This window comes from Salinisphaera shabanensis E1L3A (genome assembly GCF_000215955.2).
In the GTDB taxonomy this organism is placed as follows: domain Bacteria; phylum Pseudomonadota; class Gammaproteobacteria; order Nevskiales; family Salinisphaeraceae; genus Salinisphaera; species Salinisphaera shabanensis.
The window spans coordinates 121,780-140,774 of record NZ_AFNV02000009.1; the positions used below are offsets into that span (position 1 = coordinate 121,780).

Annotated in this window: 13 protein-coding genes and 7 tRNA genes; 5 read left to right on the plus strand and 15 right to left on the minus strand. The window is 60.6% G+C overall.

What is annotated here, in order from left to right; translation table 11 throughout:
• The first annotated feature begins 1 nt into the window (after position 1).
• The 3 genes from gloB to SSPSH_RS07550 are packed head-to-tail and all read left to right on the plus strand — an operon-like array spanning position 2 to position 3,351.
• Positions 2–778, plus strand: a complete 777-nt coding sequence (gene gloB / locus SSPSH_RS07540) for a hydroxyacylglutathione hydrolase (RefSeq protein ID WP_006915480.1) — start codon at positions 2–4, stop codon at positions 776–778.
• Positions 768–2,531, plus strand: coding sequence for a LysM peptidoglycan-binding domain-containing protein (locus SSPSH_RS07545; RefSeq protein ID WP_006915479.1), 1,764 nt, complete (start codon positions 768–770; stop codon positions 2,529–2,531). The genes gloB and SSPSH_RS07545 overlap by 11 nt, the downstream gene beginning before the upstream one ends.
• 37 nt (positions 2,532–2,568) lie before the next feature.
• On the plus strand, positions 2,569–3,351 hold the full coding sequence (locus tag SSPSH_RS07550; protein WP_006915478.1) for an enoyl-ACP reductase FabI: 783 nt from the start codon (positions 2,569–2,571) through the stop codon (positions 3,349–3,351).
• 139 nt (positions 3,352–3,490) lie between these two features.
• Here the strand turns inward: SSPSH_RS07550 and SSPSH_RS07555 are convergent, their stop codons facing one another.
• The 14 genes from SSPSH_RS07555 to SSPSH_RS07625 form a co-directional block, all read right to left on the minus strand.
• Positions 3,491–5,368, minus strand: coding sequence for a SurA N-terminal domain-containing protein (locus SSPSH_RS07555; RefSeq protein WP_006915477.1), 1,878 nt, complete (start codon positions 5,366–5,368; stop codon positions 3,491–3,493).
• A gap of 221 nt (positions 5,369–5,589) precedes the next feature.
• A tRNA-Asp gene (locus SSPSH_RS07560) sits at positions 5,590–5,666 on the minus strand.
• A gap of 140 nt (positions 5,667–5,806) precedes the next feature.
• A tRNA-Asp gene (locus SSPSH_RS07565) sits at positions 5,807–5,883 on the minus strand.
• Positions 5,884–5,896: 13 nt separating this feature from the next.
• Positions 5,897–5,972: transfer RNA gene (locus tag SSPSH_RS07570), tRNA-Val, on the minus strand.
• A gap of 43 nt (positions 5,973–6,015) precedes the next feature.
• The gene (locus tag SSPSH_RS07575; protein ID WP_006915476.1) at positions 6,016–6,288 is read right to left on the minus strand and encodes an HU family DNA-binding protein; all 273 of its coding nucleotides are present in this window, start codon (positions 6,286–6,288) and stop codon (positions 6,016–6,018) included.
• A 221-nt stretch (positions 6,289–6,509) separates the two neighbouring features.
• Entirely contained in the window at positions 6,510–8,897 is a 2,388-nt protein-coding gene (gene lon, locus SSPSH_RS07580; protein ID WP_006915475.1) for an endopeptidase La, read from the minus strand.
• 145 nt (positions 8,898–9,042) lie between these two features.
• The gene (gene clpX, locus SSPSH_RS07585; RefSeq protein ID WP_006915474.1) at positions 9,043–10,314 is read right to left on the minus strand and encodes an ATP-dependent Clp protease ATP-binding subunit ClpX; all 1,272 of its coding nucleotides are present in this window, start codon (positions 10,312–10,314) and stop codon (positions 9,043–9,045) included.
• Positions 10,315–10,411: 97 nt separating this feature from the next.
• Positions 10,412–11,065: an ATP-dependent Clp endopeptidase proteolytic subunit ClpP gene (gene clpP / locus SSPSH_RS07590; RefSeq protein WP_021031565.1), complete on the minus strand. Its 654-nt coding sequence runs from the start codon at positions 11,063–11,065 to the stop codon at positions 10,412–10,414.
• A 49-nt stretch (positions 11,066–11,114) separates the two neighbouring features.
• Complete coding sequence (tig, locus tag SSPSH_RS07595; protein ID WP_006915472.1) at positions 11,115–12,440, minus strand: trigger factor; 1,326 nt, start codon at positions 12,438–12,440, stop codon at positions 11,115–11,117.
• Positions 12,441–12,560: 120 nt separating this feature from the next.
• Positions 12,561–13,556: an aldo/keto reductase gene (locus SSPSH_RS07600; protein WP_006915471.1), complete on the minus strand. Its 996-nt coding sequence runs from the start codon at positions 13,554–13,556 to the stop codon at positions 12,561–12,563.
• Positions 13,557–13,731: 175 nt separating this feature from the next.
• Positions 13,732–13,806: transfer RNA gene (locus tag SSPSH_RS07605), tRNA-Lys, on the minus strand.
• Positions 13,807–13,907: 101 nt separating this feature from the next.
• Positions 13,908–13,983: transfer RNA gene (locus SSPSH_RS07610), tRNA-His, on the minus strand.
• Positions 13,984–14,628: 645 nt separating this feature from the next.
• Positions 14,629–14,704, minus strand: a tRNA-Arg gene (locus tag SSPSH_RS07620).
• A 39-nt stretch (positions 14,705–14,743) separates the two neighbouring features.
• A tRNA-Pro gene (locus tag SSPSH_RS07625) sits at positions 14,744–14,820 on the minus strand.
• 530 nt (positions 14,821–15,350) lie between these two features.
• On the opposite strand from SSPSH_RS07625, the gene folD reads away from it, so the two are divergent.
• On the plus strand, positions 15,351–16,220 hold the full coding sequence (gene folD / locus SSPSH_RS07630; protein WP_006915468.1) for a bifunctional methylenetetrahydrofolate dehydrogenase/methenyltetrahydrofolate cyclohydrolase FolD: 870 nt from the start codon (positions 15,351–15,353) through the stop codon (positions 16,218–16,220).
• A 9-nt stretch (positions 16,221–16,229) separates the two neighbouring features.
• Here folD and cysS read toward each other — a convergent pair whose 3' ends face one another.
• Complete coding sequence (cysS, locus tag SSPSH_RS07635) at positions 16,230–17,618, minus strand: cysteine--tRNA ligase (protein ID WP_006915467.1); 1,389 nt, start codon at positions 17,616–17,618, stop codon at positions 16,230–16,232.
• A gap of 102 nt (positions 17,619–17,720) precedes the next feature.
• Between cysS and SSPSH_RS07640 the strand changes: the two genes are divergently transcribed.
• The gene (locus SSPSH_RS07640; RefSeq protein WP_006915466.1) at positions 17,721–18,971 is read left to right on the plus strand and encodes an ankyrin repeat domain-containing protein; all 1,251 of its coding nucleotides are present in this window, start codon (positions 17,721–17,723) and stop codon (positions 18,969–18,971) included.
• The last annotated feature ends 24 nt before the right edge of the window (positions 18,972–18,995 follow it).

An 18,995-nucleotide genomic window follows, 5' to 3' on the forward strand; every position in this document is an offset into this window, starting at 1 on the left:
GATGCTCGAGATCAAAGCACTTTCGGCTCTGTCCGACAATTATATCTGGGTGGTCAAAAACCAGGGCAGCAACACGGTCGCAATCGTCGACCCCGGCGAGGCCCAACCCGTACAGCAATACCTGTCGGAACATGGGCTTGCCGTCGGTGCCTATCTGATCACTCATCATCACGGCGATCATGTCGGTGGCCTCGACAGCCTGCTCGCGGAGCATTCTGCGCCGGTTTACGGCCCGGCAGGCGAAGCGGACCGTATCGCGCAAATCACCCATCCCGTCACTGGCGGCGATCATTTCACGCTCGATTTTCTCGGCGTCGATTTTGAGGTGATTGACGTGCCCGGCCATACGCTCGGTCATATCGCATACGTTACGCCCGGCGTGCTGCTGGCCGGCGATGCCCTGTTCCGCGGCGGTTGTGGCCGCGTGTTCGAAGGCACTCATGCGCAAATGCAGGCTTCGCTCGCACGTCTGCGCGCACTGCCCGAGGCGACCGAGGTCTACGGCGGGCACGAATACACGCAGAAGAATCTGGCATTTGCCCAAACGGTGGAACCCGACAGCAGTGCAATCGCAACCGTGATTCGCGAAGTCGACGAGCTGCGCGCGAACGATCAGCCCACCTTGCCCGGCACATTGGCCGAGGAGCGTGAGATCAATCCGTTTTTACGCTGGGATCAGCCGGATGTCGTGGCGGCTGCCGAGCGGCGTGCGGGCCGGCCCTTGACCGACGCGGGTGAAATTTTTGCTGTGTTGCGTGAATGGAAGGATGCCTCCTAAGGCGAGTGGCGCGGTTGCCGCGCTAATCGCCTCGACCGCCCTGCTGTTCAGCGGCTGTGCCACGAAGCCACCCGCAAGCGCACCCGCCACGCCTGCAAATACGGCCGCGCAGAACGAAACCGCCACTTCCGACGCGGATACGGCTCCTGCCGTAGCGTCAGCGGACGCGGTCGAAGTCGAAGTCGAAGTCGAGGATGATTTCGACAGTGAAGATGGCGAAGACGATCTAGAACTGGCTGGCGCGAGTACTGCCAACTGGCCGGACCCTGAAACCGATCTCTGGTCGCAGATTCGCAACGGCTTCGAGCTCGACGGCTACGGCAAACGCTATCGTGTACGCCGTTGGACCCAGCAATTCGCCACCCATCAACGCCATCTACAGGCATCGCTGGATCGCGCTCGGCCGTTTCTGTGGCATATCGTACGTCGCATCGACGAACGTGGCCTGCCCACCGAACTGGCACTGTTGCCCATCGTGGAAAGCGGTTACGACCCTTCGGCACGCTCTTATATGGGCGCGAGCGGCCTGTGGCAGTTCATGCCGGGTACGGCCGACCATATGGGGCTGGCCCGCGACTGGTGGTACGACGGGCGTAACGATGTCATCGCCTCGACCGATGCCGCGCTGTCTTACCTCGATGATTTGCACCGGCGCTATGGCGGCGACTGGCTGCTCGCGCTAGCAGCCTACAATGCCGGTCCTGGACGGGTAGACGCCGCCCTGGCCCGTGCCCAGCAAAGTGATCCCGACGCTACGTACTGGGATCTGGAACTGCCGCTGGAAACCACTGAATATGTACCCAAGCTGCTGGCGCTGCGGCGAATCATGTTCGCGCCCGAACGCTTCGGATTCGACTGGCCGTTGCTGGACAACACGCCACGCACCCGCGCTGTGGCATTGCCGAGCCAGACCGAAATCGCCGTGGCTGCCGGCATGCTCGACATGTCGGAAGAGGATTTGCGTCGCCTCAATCCAGCGCTCCAGCGCTGGGCGAGCGCGCCGGGTAAAGGCACGCGCCTGTTGGTCCCGGCCGGTAAGGCGGACGCCTTCGAGAAAGCCCTGGCGAGCGCATCGCCCAGGACGCTCGTACAACGCAATACCCACAGCTATACCGTGCGCCGCGGCGATGTTCTGGGCGTCATCGCCGCGAAATACCATATGAGCGTGGCAGCACTTCGTCAGGCCAACGGGCTGCGGAGCGATCGGATTCGGATAGGACAAAAACTCACGATTCCACGTACCGGCGCGCCCGGCCAACCCACGCCCGTTGCTGAACCGGCCGAAACATATATCGTGCAGAACGGCGATTCACTATGGGAAATCGCCCAGCGTTACAACGTTAACGTCGCCGCCATGCGCGGCAGCAACCCCGGCGTGAGTACATCGCTACGCCCCGGCCAGAAACTCACCATCCCCGGCTCGGCCACACCGCCGGAACCCAGCACACATATCGTGCGCGCCGGCGATTCGCTCTGGGAGATTGCTGACGCCAACGATGTCACGATCGCCGATCTACGCCGCTGGAACCGGCTCGAGCCCAACACGCGACTGCAGCCTGGGCAATCGATAGCGATCGACGGCCCAGCGCCCCTACCCGATTTCTACGAGGTCGAGACCGGCGATTCGCTTTGGTCGATCGCGGCTCGTTTTTCAATGCAGGTCACGACCCTGCGCAGCTTGAACGATATGTCGTCCGGGAGCACCATTCGTCCAGGACAACGACTGCGGTTGCAGCCGGTGTCTTCGAGTTGATGGCACCCCGTTCGGCGCGACGCTTAGAGGAGCAGACATGGGATTTCTAGAAGGCAAGAAGGCGCTGATCACGGGATTGGCCAGCGAACGCTCGATCGCCTATGGCATTGCCCAGGCAATGCGCGATCAAGGCGCAGAAATCGCGCTGACCTATCAGGGTGAAAAGCTCAAACCAAGGGTTGAAAAGATGGCCGAAGGGCTCGGCGCATCGATCGTGCTCCCCCTGGATGTGGCGCAGGACGATCAGATCGAGGGATTGTTCAAGTCGCTCGGCGAACACTGGTCCGAGATCGATATCCTCGTACACGCGATTGGCTTTGCGCCGCGCGAAGCACTCAACGGCACATATCTGGATACGCTCACGCGCGAGGCCGCGAGCATCAGCCACGACATCAGCGCTTATAGCTTTGGCGCCCTGGCTAAGGCCGGTCGCTCGATGCTGTCGGAGCGCGCCTCGTTGATCACGCTGACGTATCTGGGGTCCACCCACGTCATGCCCGGCTACAACATCATGGGCCCGGCCAAAGCCAGCCTCGAGTCGAGCATGCGCTTCATGGCCGCAGAACTCGGCGCCCAGGGAATTCGCGTCAACGCCATTTCGGCCGGGCCAATCAAGACGCTCGCGGCTGCCGGTATCCGCGGTTTCCGCGACATGCTCTCGCATGCGCGTGAAGGCGCGCCACTGCGCCGTAACGTGACCCAGGAAGAAGTCGGCAATGCGGCCGCGTTCCTCGGCTCGGACCTGGCTTCCGGTATTACCGGCGAAGTGCTGTATGTCGATGCCGGCTACCACATCATGGGCGCAACAGCAGGCGCGTGATCCGGCGTTTGCCACCGGCATAGAATCAAAGCGGCCTGCGGGCCGCTTTTTTTGTTTCAAAAAAAAACCGCGGTGCTAAAACACCGCGGCTGCCATCCCAACAAAACCGTCGCAGCAAACTGCGACCCAGGCAAAGCGCCTAGTTGATACGGTCTTCGTTGACCTCTATATCGGTCTGAGCGCGCAGATACTCGCCCAGCACCGCGTATTCAAGCCCGGCGATATACTGACGCTGCTGGTTGGCAAAGCGCTCACGCGGCGTCCCAGCCTCGCTTGCGGGCGCTTCACGTACCGAATCGACCGCGACGAGCGCGATATCACCGTCGCGGGTGCCCGTAACCCGATAACCGGGCGCATCCTCGCTGGGCTGAGAGATATTGAAAGCCGCTTCTAGAATGCGCGGGTCGACATCCCGATTCGATCGTTGGACAAAGCCTTTCTGCTCGATCGCCCCGCCGTCTTGCGCAAGCGTTTGCAACGACGTTCCAGACTTTGCTTTGTCCAACGCCGCATCGGCCGCGGCCTGCGCCTTCTGGCTCGCCTCGCGCGCGATGACACGCTCGCGGATATCGTCCTTGACCGTATCCAGAGGTTGGCGGGTCGCGGGCTCATGCTCGGCCACGCGTAATACGATCTGGCGCTCGGCGCCCAACTGGATCGGCGTGCTGTTGAGCTCGTCCTTGAGTACAGCATCGGTGAAGGCGGCCTTGCGCACGGCGTCGTACTGGCCGATGCCCGACCCGCCGTCACGGGTGACCCAGTCCGTCGTCTGGATTTCGAGACCGAGCTCGTCAGCAAGCGTATCGAGATCGTTCGGCGCTTCGTAGGCCAACGACTCAAGCCGATCGCTCTTGTCGCTGAAGGCCTGTTGGCCCTGCTGGGCGCTGGCGATTGCGTTGAGCTGCGCCTGGACCTCGGTATCGTCGAACGACGGCTCGCTCGCGGGCGTGATCTGCGACAGTTGCACCAGATACCACGCCTGCGGACCTTTCACAGGCGTCGAAGTCTTGCCCGGCTCCAGATCGAAGAGCGAATCCGCGACAGCCTGGGGCAAATCAGCGCGCTGTGCGTCGTCGACGCTCTCGTATTCAACGTTATCGTTCGAGGCAGCGCGCGCTTGCAGATCGCCCGACGCAGAAGCGAGTTCCTGGATCGTATCGCGAGCGGCATTCGCATCGTCGCCGGTAGCCACTCGTAGAAAGCCACCACTACGACGCTCGGGTTCGCCAAACTGCTGCTTGTTTTCGTCGAAGAGCGCGCGCAGCGTTTGTTCGTCCGGTTCGCCGGCATCGGCCGCCGCGCTGCTGCGGTCCAGCGATACATAGCTGAGCTTGACGCGTTCCGGCCGTTTGAACGCATCCGGATGGTCGTCGTAATAGGTTTGAATCTGCGCCTCGTCGACCTCGATACCATCGCGATAGCTGGCGGGATCGAACGAGAGATAACGAACACGACGTTGCTGGTTGGCCAGACGATATGCCTGGTCGACCTCGGCAGGCGCGGCAAAGGCGCTTTCGTTGATCTCGTCGCGTAGCTGACGGCTGGTCAGATCCTGACGCAGACTCGCCTCGTACTGGGCCGGCGCAATGCCCGCTTGCGCCAGCAGACCGCGATAGCGCTGCGCAGAGAACTCGCCGTTCTCCTGAAATTGCGGGTCGTTGCGGATCGCGCCAAGCAGCGCGCCGTCGGTGACACGATAGCCCGCATCCTGTGCGTACTGATCCATCACCTCACGGTTGATCAAGCCATCCAGTACCGTCGCGCGTAAACGCTCCGGGTTGAGAATGCTGGGGTCGAAGTTATCCCCCATCATCTGGCGCAAACGCTGATAGCGCTGCTGGTATGCGTTTTCAAGCTGGTTGCGGGTGATATCCGTGCCACCGACATTGGCGACGACCGGGTCCGCAGATGGCGTGAAATAGGAGCCGATCCCCCAGACACCGAAAACCAGGGTGATGACGGCAACGACGACATAGGCCAACGGGCCGCTGGCATTGTCGCGGATTCTCTGCAGCATTGATCGCGCTCCGGCGTATGTGATCTATCGAACGCAACGCCAAGTCAAAGCTCGATGCGCTCGTTTTGCGAAAGCGCCATTGTGCCGTATACGACGCGCCCATGGGAGGCCCGAACGGCGATCCGTTCGGCTTAACAAACGAACGCGGGCGTTGCGCATAAAAAAGGCCCTCCGGGGAGGGCCTTTCGTTTGTCCGAACCGATGTGTAAATCGATAAAGACTGGCGGAGCGGACGGGACTCGAACCCGCGACCTCCGGCGTGACAGGCCGGCATTCTAACCAGCTGAACTACCGCTCCAAACACTTGGCCAATCGCGAATCAGGCGCCTGGCACCATGATATTGACGATCAGCCCTCAAAACAGCCATGGACAAAAAAAGACCCTCAAAACGAGAGGGCCTTCGATTTGCCCGAACCGATGCGTGCATCGATAAAGACTGGCGGAGCGGACGGGACTCGAACCCGCGACCTCCGGCGTGACAGGCCGGCATTCTAACCAGCTGAACTACCGCTCCGAAAACTTAATAATGGTGGGTGCTGACGGGTTCGAACCGCCGACATTCGCCTTGTAAGGGCGACGCTCTACCAACTGAGCTAAGCACCCTCTCTGGCATGATCGGTGTAACCGTTCACCCAGCGAAGGCGCGCTAGTTTACAGCGTCTTTCAACGCTTTACCAGCCTTGAAGCCAGGAGTTTTGCCAGCGGGAATCGTGATCGACTGACCGGTCTTCGGGTTGCGACCCTGACGGGCGGCGCGCTCACGTACGGAAAACACGCCGAAGCCGACCAGCGAGACCTTATCGCCTTTCTTCAGGGCGTCGGTCACGGCGTCGATCATGGCGTCCACGGCACGCGAGGCGTCGGCCTTGGACAGATCAGCATCATCAGCGACCGCGTCGACTAGTTCGGTTTTGTTCATAGCAAATATCCCCTGAGGAATGAAACGAGAATTCGATTAAGGAGCCGGCCAAAACCGGCCCCTAGGCATACGCCCGATCGCGAACGCATCGCCGACCATGCGCGTTCACGCTGGCGCTTTCAAACGCCGGGCCGCGAACAATAAGCCGCTGTTATACCAAGCGGCTCTTTGTACCGTCAACAAAGGGTTACACCTCATTACGATCTGCCGCCGACCGGCGACTAATGCGCTCGCAGGGCGGCCGGATCGTTCTTGCCCGTATTGTCGGCGGCCGCAGCATCATCGGAGAGTGGCTGCGGCTTTCGTGTGAGCGCGATTTCGAGCACTTCGTCGATTTTGCGCACCGGACGAATATCGAGTCGATTCTTGATATTGGGCGGTATCTCCGCGAGATCCTTGGTGTTTTCATGCGGTATGACAACGATCTTGATGCCACCGCGGTGTGCGGCCAGCAGCTTTTCCTTGAGTCCGCCAATAGGCAAGACATCGCCTCTGAGCGTGATTTCGCCGGTCATCGCCACGTCCGCACGTACCGGTATCTGCGTTAGAGCCGAGATCATCGACGTACACATGCCGATACCCGCGCTCGGGCCATCCTTGGGCGTTGCGCCCTCAGGCACGTGCACATGAAGATCAGATTTCTGCATGAAATCGCGCTCGATACCCAGGGTAGCCGCGCGCGAGCGGATAACCGTAAGAGCAGCCTGGATCGACTCCTGCATTACGTCGCCCAGCGAGCCCGTATGCAGCGGCTTGCCCTTGCCCGGTACCGCTGCCGACTCGATCGAGAGCAATTCGCCGCCGACTTCAGTCCACGCAAGTCCGGTGACCTGGCCGACCCCATCGGTCTCCTCTGCGCGCCCGTAACGGAACTTGGGCACACCGAGGTACTTGTCGAGATTGCGCTTGGAGACCTGCACAGACCCGTCTTTTTCGTGGCTGATCAGCTCCTTGACCACCTTGCGACAGATCTTGCTGATATCACGTTCCAGGTTACGCACGCCGGCTTCACGGGTATAGCGACGAATGACGTCCGTAAGCGCGTTATCGGAGATCGCCAGCTCCTCGTCCTTGAGGCCGTTCTCTTTCATAGCCTTGGGCACGAGATAACGCTCGGCGATATTCACCTTCTCATCTTCGGTGTAGCCCGACAGACGGATGACTTCCATACGGTCGAGCAGCGCCGGCGGTATGTTAAGCGTGTTCGCGGTGCAGACGAACATAACCTGGGAGAGGTCGTAGTCGACCTCGAGATAGTGGTCGCCAAACGTGTTGTTCTGTTCCGGATCCAACACTTCCAGCAGCGCCGAAGCCGGATCGCCGCGGAAATCCTGTGCCATTTTGTCGACTTCGTCGAGCAGGAACAGCGGGTTGCGCACGCCCACCTTAGCCATGTTCTGAATGATCTTGCCCGGCAGCGAGCCGATATAGGTGCGCCGATGCCCGCGGATCTCCGCTTCGTCGCGCACACCACCCAGGCTCATGCGCACGAACTCACGGTTTGTAGCCTTGGCGATCGAACGACCGAGCGATGTCTTGCCCACGCCGGGTGGCCCGACCAGGCACAGAATCGGGCCCTTGATCTTCTTCACCCGGCTTTGCACCGCGAGGTTCTCGATGATGCGCTCCTTGACCCGCTCCAGACCGTAGTGATCGGCGTCGAGCGTGTCCTGCGCGGTCTTGAGATCGATCTTGGTCTTGGAGCGCTTCTTCCACGGCACATCGACCAGCCAGTCGAGATAGTTGCGCACGACCGTGGCTTCCGCCGACATCGGCGACATGCTCTTGAGCTTGTTGAACTCGGTGGTGGCCTTTTTCTTGACCTCCTTGGGCATGCCGACCTTCTCGATCTTCTCTTCGAGTTCGTCGAGATCGTTCGGCGCGTCGTCTATCTCACCCAGCTCTTTCTGGATAGCCTTCATCTGCTCGTTGAGATAGTACTCGCGCTGGCTGCGCTCCATCTGCTGCTTCACGCGCCCGCGGATCTTCTTTTCGATCTGCAGGACCTCGATCTCGGCGTCGGTCTTGGCCACGATATGCTCAAGCCGCGCTTGCGCGTCGGCGATCTCGAGCACGTCCTGGCGCTCTTCGAGCTTGAGGTTCAGATGGGCGGCAATGGTGTCGGCCAGCCGACCGATCGAATCCATGCTGGACAGCGAGGGCAGCAATTCCGCCGGCACTTTCTTGTTGAGCTTCACATAAGATTCGAACGTCGAAATCGCCGAGCGCATGAGCGCGTCGGTCTCGGCGCTATCGTCGGCATCGTCGTCAATCACGTCCCAACTGGCCACGAGGCTGCCGTCAGCTTCGTGCAGATTGTTAAGACGTGCGCGATCAGCGCCCTCGACGAGAACCTTGACCGTGCCATCAGGCAACTTGAGCAGCTGCAGGATCGAGGCCAGCGTGCCGACTTCATAGATATCGTCGGCGCCCGGATCGTCGATATCCGCCGAGCGCTGCGCGACCAATAGAATCTTCTTGTCTTCAGCCATCGCCGCTTCCAGCGCGGTGATCGACTTCTCGCGTCCGACAAACAGCGGGATCGCCATATGAGGAAAGACGACGACGTCCCGTAGCGGCAGAACAGGTACCAGGGTGTTGTCCGTCATTGGACCCTCGCTTAAAAAGCGGCCGGCATGATGCCGGCCACTGTGTATTTAACTGTTAAGAATGCGGCTGCCCGCGCCGTTTTCAATCGACGCACAGACAAACCGCAGAGCGCTGGACGGCGCATTGTGCGCCGTCCGAGACGCTTCAGGCGCCGGCGCGGGTCGCGTCGGCGTTTTCATAAACGATATACGGCTGGGCATCGCCCTTGACCACCGCCTCGTCGACCACGACCTTGGAGACGTTCTCCATGGCCGGCAGCTCGTACATGACATCGAGCAGAATCGACTCGAGGATCGTACGCAAGCCGCGTGCGCCGGTCTTGCGCTCCATCGCACGATTGGCGATCGCCCTCAGCGCGTCTTCGCGCAGTTCCAACTCGCAGTCTTCCATCTCGAAGAGCTTGGCGTACTGCTTGGTGAGCGCGTTCTTGGGCTCACGCAGAATCGAGATGAGCGCGGTTTCGTCGAGCTCTTCAAGCGTGGCAATCACCGGCAGACGACCGACGAACTCGGGAATCAGGCCATACTTGACCAGATCCTCGGGTTCCACCGTCGCCAGCATATCGCCCAGCGAGCGCTGGTCGTCCTGACCCTTAACCTCGGCCGAGAAGCCGATACCTGACCGGCCCTCGCGGGTCTGGATCGTCTTGTCCAGACCGGCGAACGCGCCGCCCACGATAAACAGGATGCCACCGGTATCCACCTGCAGGAATTCCTGCTGGGGATGTTTGCGCCCGCCCTGCGGCGGAACCGATGCTGTCGTGCCTTCGATGAGCTTGAGCAACGCCTGCTGCACGCCCTCACCCGACACGTCACGGGTGATCGACGGGTTCTCGGACTTGCGCGAAATCTTGTCGATTTCGTCGATGTAGACAATGCCGCGCTGGGCCTTCTCTACATCGTAGTCGCACTTCTGCAGCAGCTTCTGGATGATGTTTTCCACGTCTTCGCCGACATAACCGGCTTCGGTAAGCGTGGTCGCATCGGCAATCGCGAACGGCACATCCAGCAATCGGGCCAGCGTTTCGGCCAGCAGCGTCTTGCCGCAGCCGGTCGGCCCGATCATCAGGATATTGGATTTCTGCAGTTCGACCTCGCCCTCGCCGGTTTCGGCATTCAGGCGTTTGTAGTGGTTGTACACCGCCACGGCGAGAATCTTCTTGGCCGACTCCTGACCAATGACATAATCGTCGAGCACATGCTTGATTTCCTGCGGGCTCGGCAGGCCCTTCTTGGCCGGCTTGCTCGCGAGTTCTTCGCGCATGATGTCGTTACACAGATCCACGCACTCGTCGCAGATGAATACCGACGGACCAGCGATCAGCTTGCGAACCTCATGCTCGCTCTTGCCACAGAACGAACAATAGAGGGTGCGGCCTGAGTTAGAGCCGCCGTTGCTGTTGGAGTCTTCCGCCATTGTCTAGGACCTCTTCAGTCTGGGCCTGCCATACGCCCTGTATGGCACACCGGATAAACGCTTGTCACGGAATTTACATCCGCGGTGTTTGAAGCGCTTACTTGTTCTTATCGGCACCTTGGCCCGAAAGTGCTGCGCGCGACGTCAGTACATCGTCGATCACGCCGTAGTCGGTCGCGGCCTGCGCGCTCATGAAGAAATCGCGCTCGGTGTCGTGCTTGATCTTGTCCAACGGCTGACCGGTGTGATGCGCAAGCACTTCATTGAGCCGTTCACGCGCATGCAGGATTTCACGGGCATGGATTTCGATATCCGTTGCCTGACCCTGGAAGCCGCCCAGCGGCTGATGGATCATCACCCGTGAATTCGGCAATGCGTAGCGCTTGCCATGCGCACCGCCGGCCAGCAATACCGCGCCCATGCTTGCTGCCTGACCCAAGCACATCGTGGCCACGTCGGGCTTGATGAATTGCATCGTGTCGTAAATCGACATGCCGGCAGTAATCACACCGCCCGGCGAATTGATATACAGCTGGATGTCCTTATCCGGGTTATCGGATTCCAGGAACAGCAGCTGGGCAACGATAAGGTTGGCCATCTGGTCGTCGACCGGGCCCACGCAAAAGATCACGCGCTCCTTGAGCAGACGCGAATAGATATCGAACGAGCGCTCGCCGCGGGCGGTCTGCTCGATGACCATCGGTACCAGCCCCAGATTCTGGGGCTGCATGTTGTCGTTATGTTCAGACATAAACTTTAGTTTCCCTTGCCACGTCAGTGACGTCGAGGCCGTACCTCGATCAGCCGTTCTGACGCTGGGCGTTGAGTAGTTCGTCGAGCTCGGTCTCTTTTTCGGTGACGGTCGCGCCTTCGAGCAGCGTATCGACCACCTGCTCTTCCATGACCATCGCCTGCAGCCCCTGCATCAGCTGCGGGTTCTGCTGATAATAGGCCTTGACCTGTTCGGCCTGATCACCATAGCCGGCAGCGATGTCATCCATCTTCTTGCTGACACGATCCTGGTCGAGTTCGATCTCTTTCTCCGAGATGATTTCGGCAATCAGCAGGCCGAGGGCGACGCGACGTTCGGCGTTTTCGCGCAGAACTTCATCAGGCAGCAGCTTCTTGGCCTGCTCCTCGTCACCCTGCATTTCCTGCGGCATGCGCTGCAACGCTTCCTTGCGCATGCGATCGATTTCCTGCGCCACCATCGACTCCGGCACTTCGATCGGGTTGGCCGCATGAACGCCGTCCATCACCTGCGTCTTAACGCTGGTGTCGACCGCATGTTTGGCTTCTTGATCCAACGACTCACGCACTTTTTCTTTCAGCGCGTCGATACCGCCTTCTTCCACGCCCATCTGCTTCAGGAATTCGTCGTCGATTTCCGGCAGCTTGGCTTCCTTGACGGCCTTGACAGTCACATCGAACGTCGCCGTCTTGCCAGCCAGATCCTTGGCGCCGTAGTCCTCTGGAAAGGACACATCCACGTCGAACTGCTCATCGGCCTTACGACCGACCAGGGCGCGTTCGAGATCGGGCAGAAACTGCTGCTCGCCGATATTGACTTCGATATCGTTGCCGGTGCCGCCTTCGAAGGCTTCGCCATCGATACGACCGACATAGTCGACCACGACCTGATCACCGTCCTGAGACTCGCGCTCGACTGCCTCGTAAGCCTTGTTCTGCTCACGAATGCGTTCGATGGTCTTGTCGATATCCGCATCGGTGACTTCGACCACCGGTTTTTCGACCGCCAGGCCATCCAGGCCAGTCAGTTCGATTTCCGGATAGACATCGAAACTGGCCGTGAACTCGAGCGGACCTTCTTCGTTGACTTCGCCCAGCTCGATCTGCGGCTGCCCGGCCGGCTTGAGTTCGGCCTGCTCGATGGCTTCAGGATAGACGCTCTGGATCAGCTCGCCGGCGGCTTCCTGACGCGCCTGAGCACCGTAGCGCTGGTAAAGCACTTTCAACGGCACTTTGCCCGGTCGAAAACCCGGAATCTTGGCGTGCTGTCCGACGCGCTTGACCTTGGCGTCGACCGCTTCGCTGACCCGCTCGGCCGGGATCTGAACCTTGAGGCGACGGGCCAGCCCACCGGGATTCTCAACAGAAACGTCCATTAACTACCTCTATCCAATCGTCTGGTATGTACAGCGCCGCCGGATTGCGACCACTGCTGCGAATATTGACCCACGAGTATATCAAGGCTGGCCAGCCCACTCGCGAAACCACCCTATTCGTTATGCGTCACGTGCCGGCGGCGCCATGAATTCGGGGCCGACCGGGTCGACCACATGCCGATCGACAATCTCTTTAACCTGGTTCCTGGCCGCCTCGTCGAGGTGCCAACCCCAGACGTTATCCACCGCTTCGAGCTGCTTAGGCGTGCGCGCACCCCAGAGTGCAACGCTGTGCGGGTACTGATCGAGCACCCAGCGAATGGCCAGGTCGAGCACGTGCTTGCCATAGTTGTCCTGCGCGAACTGCTCGAGTTCATTCACCGCCGCCAGATACTGATCGAAGCGCGGCTGCTGGAATTTCGGATCGTTGTTACGCAGATCATCGCCGGGAAACTCGCGATCGGCATGCATACGGCCCGACAACAGCCCCCGGCACAGTGCGCCGTAGGCGAGCAGCCGCGTATCGTGTGCCTGCGCCCAAGGCAGCACATCTTCGTCGATCTGGCGCTCGAACAGGTTATACGGGTTCTGCACGACGTCGATCGTGGTCACTTCACTGAAGGCATCGAGCTGCGCAGGCGTGAAATTGGATACGCCGACCGCACGGATCTTGCCCTGCTCGCGCAATGTCGCCATCGCACTGGCCGTCTCATACATATCGACGTTCGGATCCGGCCAATGGATCTGCAGCAGATCGATATAGTCCGTGCCCAAACGACGCAACGAATCGTCGGCTTCCTTGAGAATGCGATTTTTGGTGGCGTTACGAGCCACGCGCTCCTTGGCATCCCACTCGAGCGCGCACTTGGTCGCCAATGCGACCTTATCGCGCAGCCCGCCCTGTTTTACGGCCTTGCCAACAATTTCTTCGGACCGGCCGAATCCGTAAACCGGCGCAGTATCGATGAGGGTGATGCCGTGGTCCGGCGCGCTCTGAATCGTACGAATCGATTCGGCTTCGTCCGTACCGCCCCACATCCAGCCACCAATGGCCCAGGTGCCTAAACCGATACGTGATGCGACAACGCCGTTGCCATTCAGATCGAGTGTTTCCATGGACGAAACTCTTGTCCTTTCGGATGTACAGCCATGGAAATGGGTGCGCTGACCCGGCATTCAACAGTCTATCGCGCCCTATTAGCCGACATACATGACGAAAAGTCGCTTAGACGTCGATCCCAACTCGATCCGCGAACCGCGCTTGATAGCCGTCGAGCGAATTAAGAGAAATTGGTGGGCCGTGAAAGATTCGAACTTTCAACCAATTGATTAAGAGTCAACTGCTCTACCGTTGAGCTAACGGCCCATCCGTGATCCGGCGTTGCCGGAATCTTCAAGCGATCGGGCGATCGCGAGACGCCATAATAAGCGCCGGTACTGCCTTCGCCAACCTGCCGGCGACAGGATTGGGGTGGACGATGGGACTCGAACCCACGACGACCGGAATCACAATCCGGGGCTCTACCAACTGAGCTACGCCCACCATCGAAAGCATCCTGCGTGATCCGCCGCGATCACAAGCCAGCGACGGCGCAGGCGGCGTATTCTAGTCATGTTCGTTGAACGATGCTACCCCTGATAGACGCCAGCGCAATTATTTATCGTCATTGCGCCGTTCGACCTGCGACACGGGCATTGCACAGAACCGCTTGCATCATGGCTAGCGGCCCCTATCTGCAAGCGCGGGCTGATCGCAGAATTACCAGGTACGCGACGCGCCGGCGCGGACATCCATCTGGCGTCCAAGAAAGCTTTAGTCTCGCAACGCGCGACCGGCTGGATTATTCGCCGACTGCGCCGGATCGCCCTTCGGGCCGGCGTCGCTTCGCTCCGCCGTTCTCGCGCGCTTCGCGCGCTCGTCGAACCATGCTTGTTTATTCGTCGCTGGTTCGAATGGCGAGTCGAATATGCCATCCATATGGGCCGCGCTTCGGCGGCCCATATGGATGGCGCGCCCGGCTGGATTACTCGCGGCTGCGCCGCTCGCCCTTCGGGCCGGCGTCGCTTCGCTCCGCCGTTCTCGCGCGCTTCGCGCGCTCGTCGAACCATGCTTGTTTATTCGTCGCTGGTTCGAATGGCGAGTCGAATATGCCATCCATATGGGCCGCGCTTCGGCGGCCCATATGGATGGCGCGCCCGGCTGGATTCGAACCAGCGACCGACGGCTTAGAAGGCCGTTGCTCTATCCCCTGAGCTACGGGCGCGGAAAACTTGGAGGGGCGCTCGTGCGCGACGAGTAGGAATGGTCGGGGCAGCAGGATTTGAACCTGCGACCACCTGCTCCCAAAGCAGGTGCGCTACCAGACTGCGCCATACCCCGGCTTGTCTTTCCTATCTCTTCAAATTATACGGCCTTTGTGCCGTATTCATGCACCTGCTCTTGCGAGCAGTCTGTTACTAGGCTCAGCCATGCTTCGCCAAGTAACCCTGCCTCGAAACATGCATTTCTCGGCGTTCGTCGGTGTACGACTCACCCCAAAGCAGGTGCGCTACCAGACTGCGCCATACCCCGGTTTGTCTTTCCTATCTCTTCAAATTATACGGCCTTTGTGCCGTATTCATGCACCTGCTCTTGCGAGCAGTCTGTTACCAGGCTCAGCTGCGCTTCGCCACATAACCCGGCCGCGAAACAAGCATTGCTCGGCGCTGATCGACATACCAATGCTCTTCGATACAACGCTGAGCCCGCGCCATACATTTACGCCATGCGAGTGCAGCGCCGCGAATTCTATCTGGTCACCGCGGTGCATGCGAGCATCGTGTTCCAGCCGGTGGCAATCGGTGCGCAAATTGTCGCCCTTCGCGGGGCGTGCGAAAATCCGCGCTCTCTTTCCAACCGCCTTGATGCCCATGGTCGCCCGCCTTATCGACGGCAAGCAGATCGCCCAGGATTTTCGACATGCCGTACGCGACGCGGTCGACCGTCGCCTGGCGCGCGGCCAGCGCGCACCGGGCCTTGCCGTCATTCTTGTCGGCAGCGACCCGGCCTCGAAAATCTATGTCGGCAAGAAGATCGAGGCCTGCCAGCAGGCCGGGCTCGTGTCGCAAGCGACCTACCCCGACGCGGACATCTCGCAAGATGCGTTGCTGGCGCTGATCGATCGCTTCAACGCCGATGACGAGATCGATGGCGTACTCGTTCAGCTACCCTTGCCCGACCATATCGATGCGACCAAGGTCATCGAGCGTGTACGGCCCGACAAGGATGTCGATGGCTTTCATCCGTATAACGTCGGCCGGCTCGCCCAGCGCGTGCCACAACTGCGCGCCTGCACGCCGCTCGGCATCGTGCGGCTGCTCGAATCGATCGACGAGCCATTTCGTGGCCGCCAGGCAGTCGTTGTCGGCGCGTCGAATATCGTCGGCCGACCGATGGCGCTGGAATTTCTGCTCAAGGGCGCAACCACGACCGTATGTCATCGCTTTACGCGCGATCTCGAGTACGAGGTCGGTCAGGCCGAGATTCTGGTTGTGGGCGTCGGCAAGCCGGGCTTGATCAAGGGCGAATGGATCCGCGAAGGCGCCACCGTGATCGACGTCGGCATGAACCGGCTCGACTCCGGCAAGCTCGTCGGCGATATCGAGTTCGAAGCGGCCGCCGAGCGTGCCGCGTGGATCACCCCGGTACCGGGCGGCGTCGGCCCGATGACCGTCGCCATGCTGATGAGCAACACGCTGCGCGCAGCCGAAATGCGCGAACAATCGGCCGCAACGGACTGATTCGCGCGTTCAGCCCCGGCGCCAGAGCGTGCCGTCGGGGCCATCTTCCAACACAATGTTCTGTGCGGTAAGCGCATCGCGAATTTCATCAGCGCGGGCGAAGTTCTTGGCGGCACGCGCGTCGCGACGCTCTTGGAGCATGGCCTCGATCGTATCCGCACTCAGGCCCTCTTCACCGGCGTGGCCTTGCAGGAACACCTGCGGCGACTGTTCCAGCAGACCGATCCGACCGGCGAGCAGAGCCAGCCGCGCAGCGATCGCACCGGCCGCCTGGCAATCATCCTGTTTGAGACGCTGGCAGTCCCGCGCCATTTCGAACAGCACGGCGATCGCGGCCGGCGTATTCAAGTCATCCGCCATGGCATCGGTAAAGCGGGCCTCGTAGGCGTCGGCCGCTTCGCTTTGCGCGTCGTTGGGCGCCACGTCGCGCAGCGCAGTGTAGAGCCGTGACAAGGCGCTGGTCGCCGCATCCATCGCATCCACGTTGTAGGCCAACGGGCTGCGATAGTGGGTCGAGAGGACGAAATAACGCACGCTTTCCGCATCGTACTTCGCGAGCACGTCACGAATGGTCAGGAAGTTGCCAAGCGATTTCGACATCTTTTCGTCGTCGACGGTCACGAAGCCGTTATGCATCCAGGTGGTGACATAACGCTGGCCGGTCGCAGCCTCACTTTGTGCAATCTCGTTCTCGTGGTGCGGAAACTGCAGATCCAGCCCGCCCCCGTGAATATCGAAACTCGCGCCCAGGCAATGCGTGGACATCGCCGAGCATTCAATATGCCAGCCGGGACGGCCCTGGCCCCACGGCGAATCCCAGCTCGGCTCATCCGGCTTGGCGGCTTTCCAGAGCACGAAATCGAGCGGGTCAGTCTTGGCTTCGTTGACTGCAATACGCTCGCCTGCGCGCAGATCGGCAAGACGTCGCCCGGACAAAGCGCCGTAGTTGTCGAATGTGCTCACGTCGTAATAGACGTCGCCGTTGTCGCTGGCGTAGGCGGCGCCGTTTTCAATCAACCGCTCGATCATGGCAATGATCTGATCGACGTGCCCCGTGGCGGTCGGCTCGGCGCTCGGCGCCTTCAGCCCTAGCGCGGCTTCGTCCTCGCGCATGGCCTCGGTGAAGCGCGTCGAGATTGCCTCCGGCGTCTCACCCGTTTCGTTTGCGCGATTGATGATCTTGTCGTCGATATCGGTCACGTTGCGCACGTACGTCACGCGCCAACCGATCGCACGCAGGTAGCGCACGAACATGTCGAACACGATCATCACCCGCGCGTGCCCAAGATGGCAGTAGTCATAGGCAGTTACGCCACAAACATAAAGCCGCACATGATCCGGCTCCAGTGTTTTTAGAGGCTGGCGTTGGCCGCTGAGGCTGTCGTGCAGTTCGATCATGGAGCAAAAACGTCGGTGTTGGGACGAGCGAAACGGCATAGTCTACCGACTCGTACAAGCCATGCTGCCTCTCATCCACGGTGTTTGCACTAAGATGAGGGCATGAAGACGATATTTGCCATCGTCGTGATTGCGGTCGCCGGCATAGTCACCGCGCTCGCTGTCGACCCGTATCGCGATATCGCTTGCCTGGTTTCACGTACTGCCGATCTGGTGCGTGAGCAGCATGTCGGTTGGCAGTGCCTGCACTACGCCGCCGCCCGCGACGATTCGCACGCCGTATCCGTCGCGCTCGATAATGGCCTTTCGACAAACCTGCGCACAGCCCAGGGCCAGACGCCGCTCAACGTCGCCGCGGAATACGGCAGCCTGCGTGTCGTGCGTGTACTCATCAATCGGCATGCCGAACTGGAAGCGCGCGACGGGCGCAACGGATTCACCGCCCTGCACTGGGCCGCGCAGAACTACCACCCCGCCGTTGCGCGCGCCTTGGTCGGCGCTGGCGCTAAACCCGACGCGGCCAATAAATGGGAACAGACGCCACTTTGGATTGCGGCATGGCAGCCCGATCAGCGTAATACCGAGATCGCCCATATTCTGGTCGCCGCCGGCGCCGATCCGACCCGACCCGATCATGAGCACAATACGCCATTGATCATGGCTGCGCGTTCCGGACACCGACCGATGATCGGCTATCTGCTCGATCTCGGCGCCAATATCGAAGCAAGGAACAATCATGGCCGTACCGCGCTATTCCAGGCGGTCGTCGGTGGCCATCACGATGTGGTGCGGGTTTTACTTGCGCGCGGCGCCGACCCACAAGCCAAGGCCGCCGGCGTCGCCCCGCTGGCCTATGCACTCGACCACGAGGAGCGCGATATCGCCGAACTGCTGGTCGCCAACGGTGCAAGCGGCTACACGCGCTATGCCGCGGCTGCGGCGATGAAAAGGGGACGCCGCGCGTTTTCGGACGCTCGCTTCGATCAAGCGATCAACGAATTCAGTGCTGCGATCGCACTGCGCTCCTCTTCAGCCGAGGCCTACTATCGCCGCGGGCAGGCGTTTGCCGCGCGGGGCAAGCGCGCCGAAGCCGAACAAGACTATCGTCAGGCCCAAACGCTCAACCCGGCGCATGCCGAAGCCCAGGAAGCCTTGGCCCGGCTCTATGTCGACGAGGGCCGTTACGAACGCGCGATTAATGCGCTCGAACCGCTGCTCGAGAACCAACCGGACAACCCGCGCGCCCTGTTCTTGTTGGCTGAAAGCCGTAACGGCCTGGGCGAATCGTCACAGGCCCACAGTCATTTTGCCCGTGCCTGCACCCTCGGGTTCCAACCGGCGTGCGGACGCTAGCTGTGTAAACCCACCAGGTTGTTC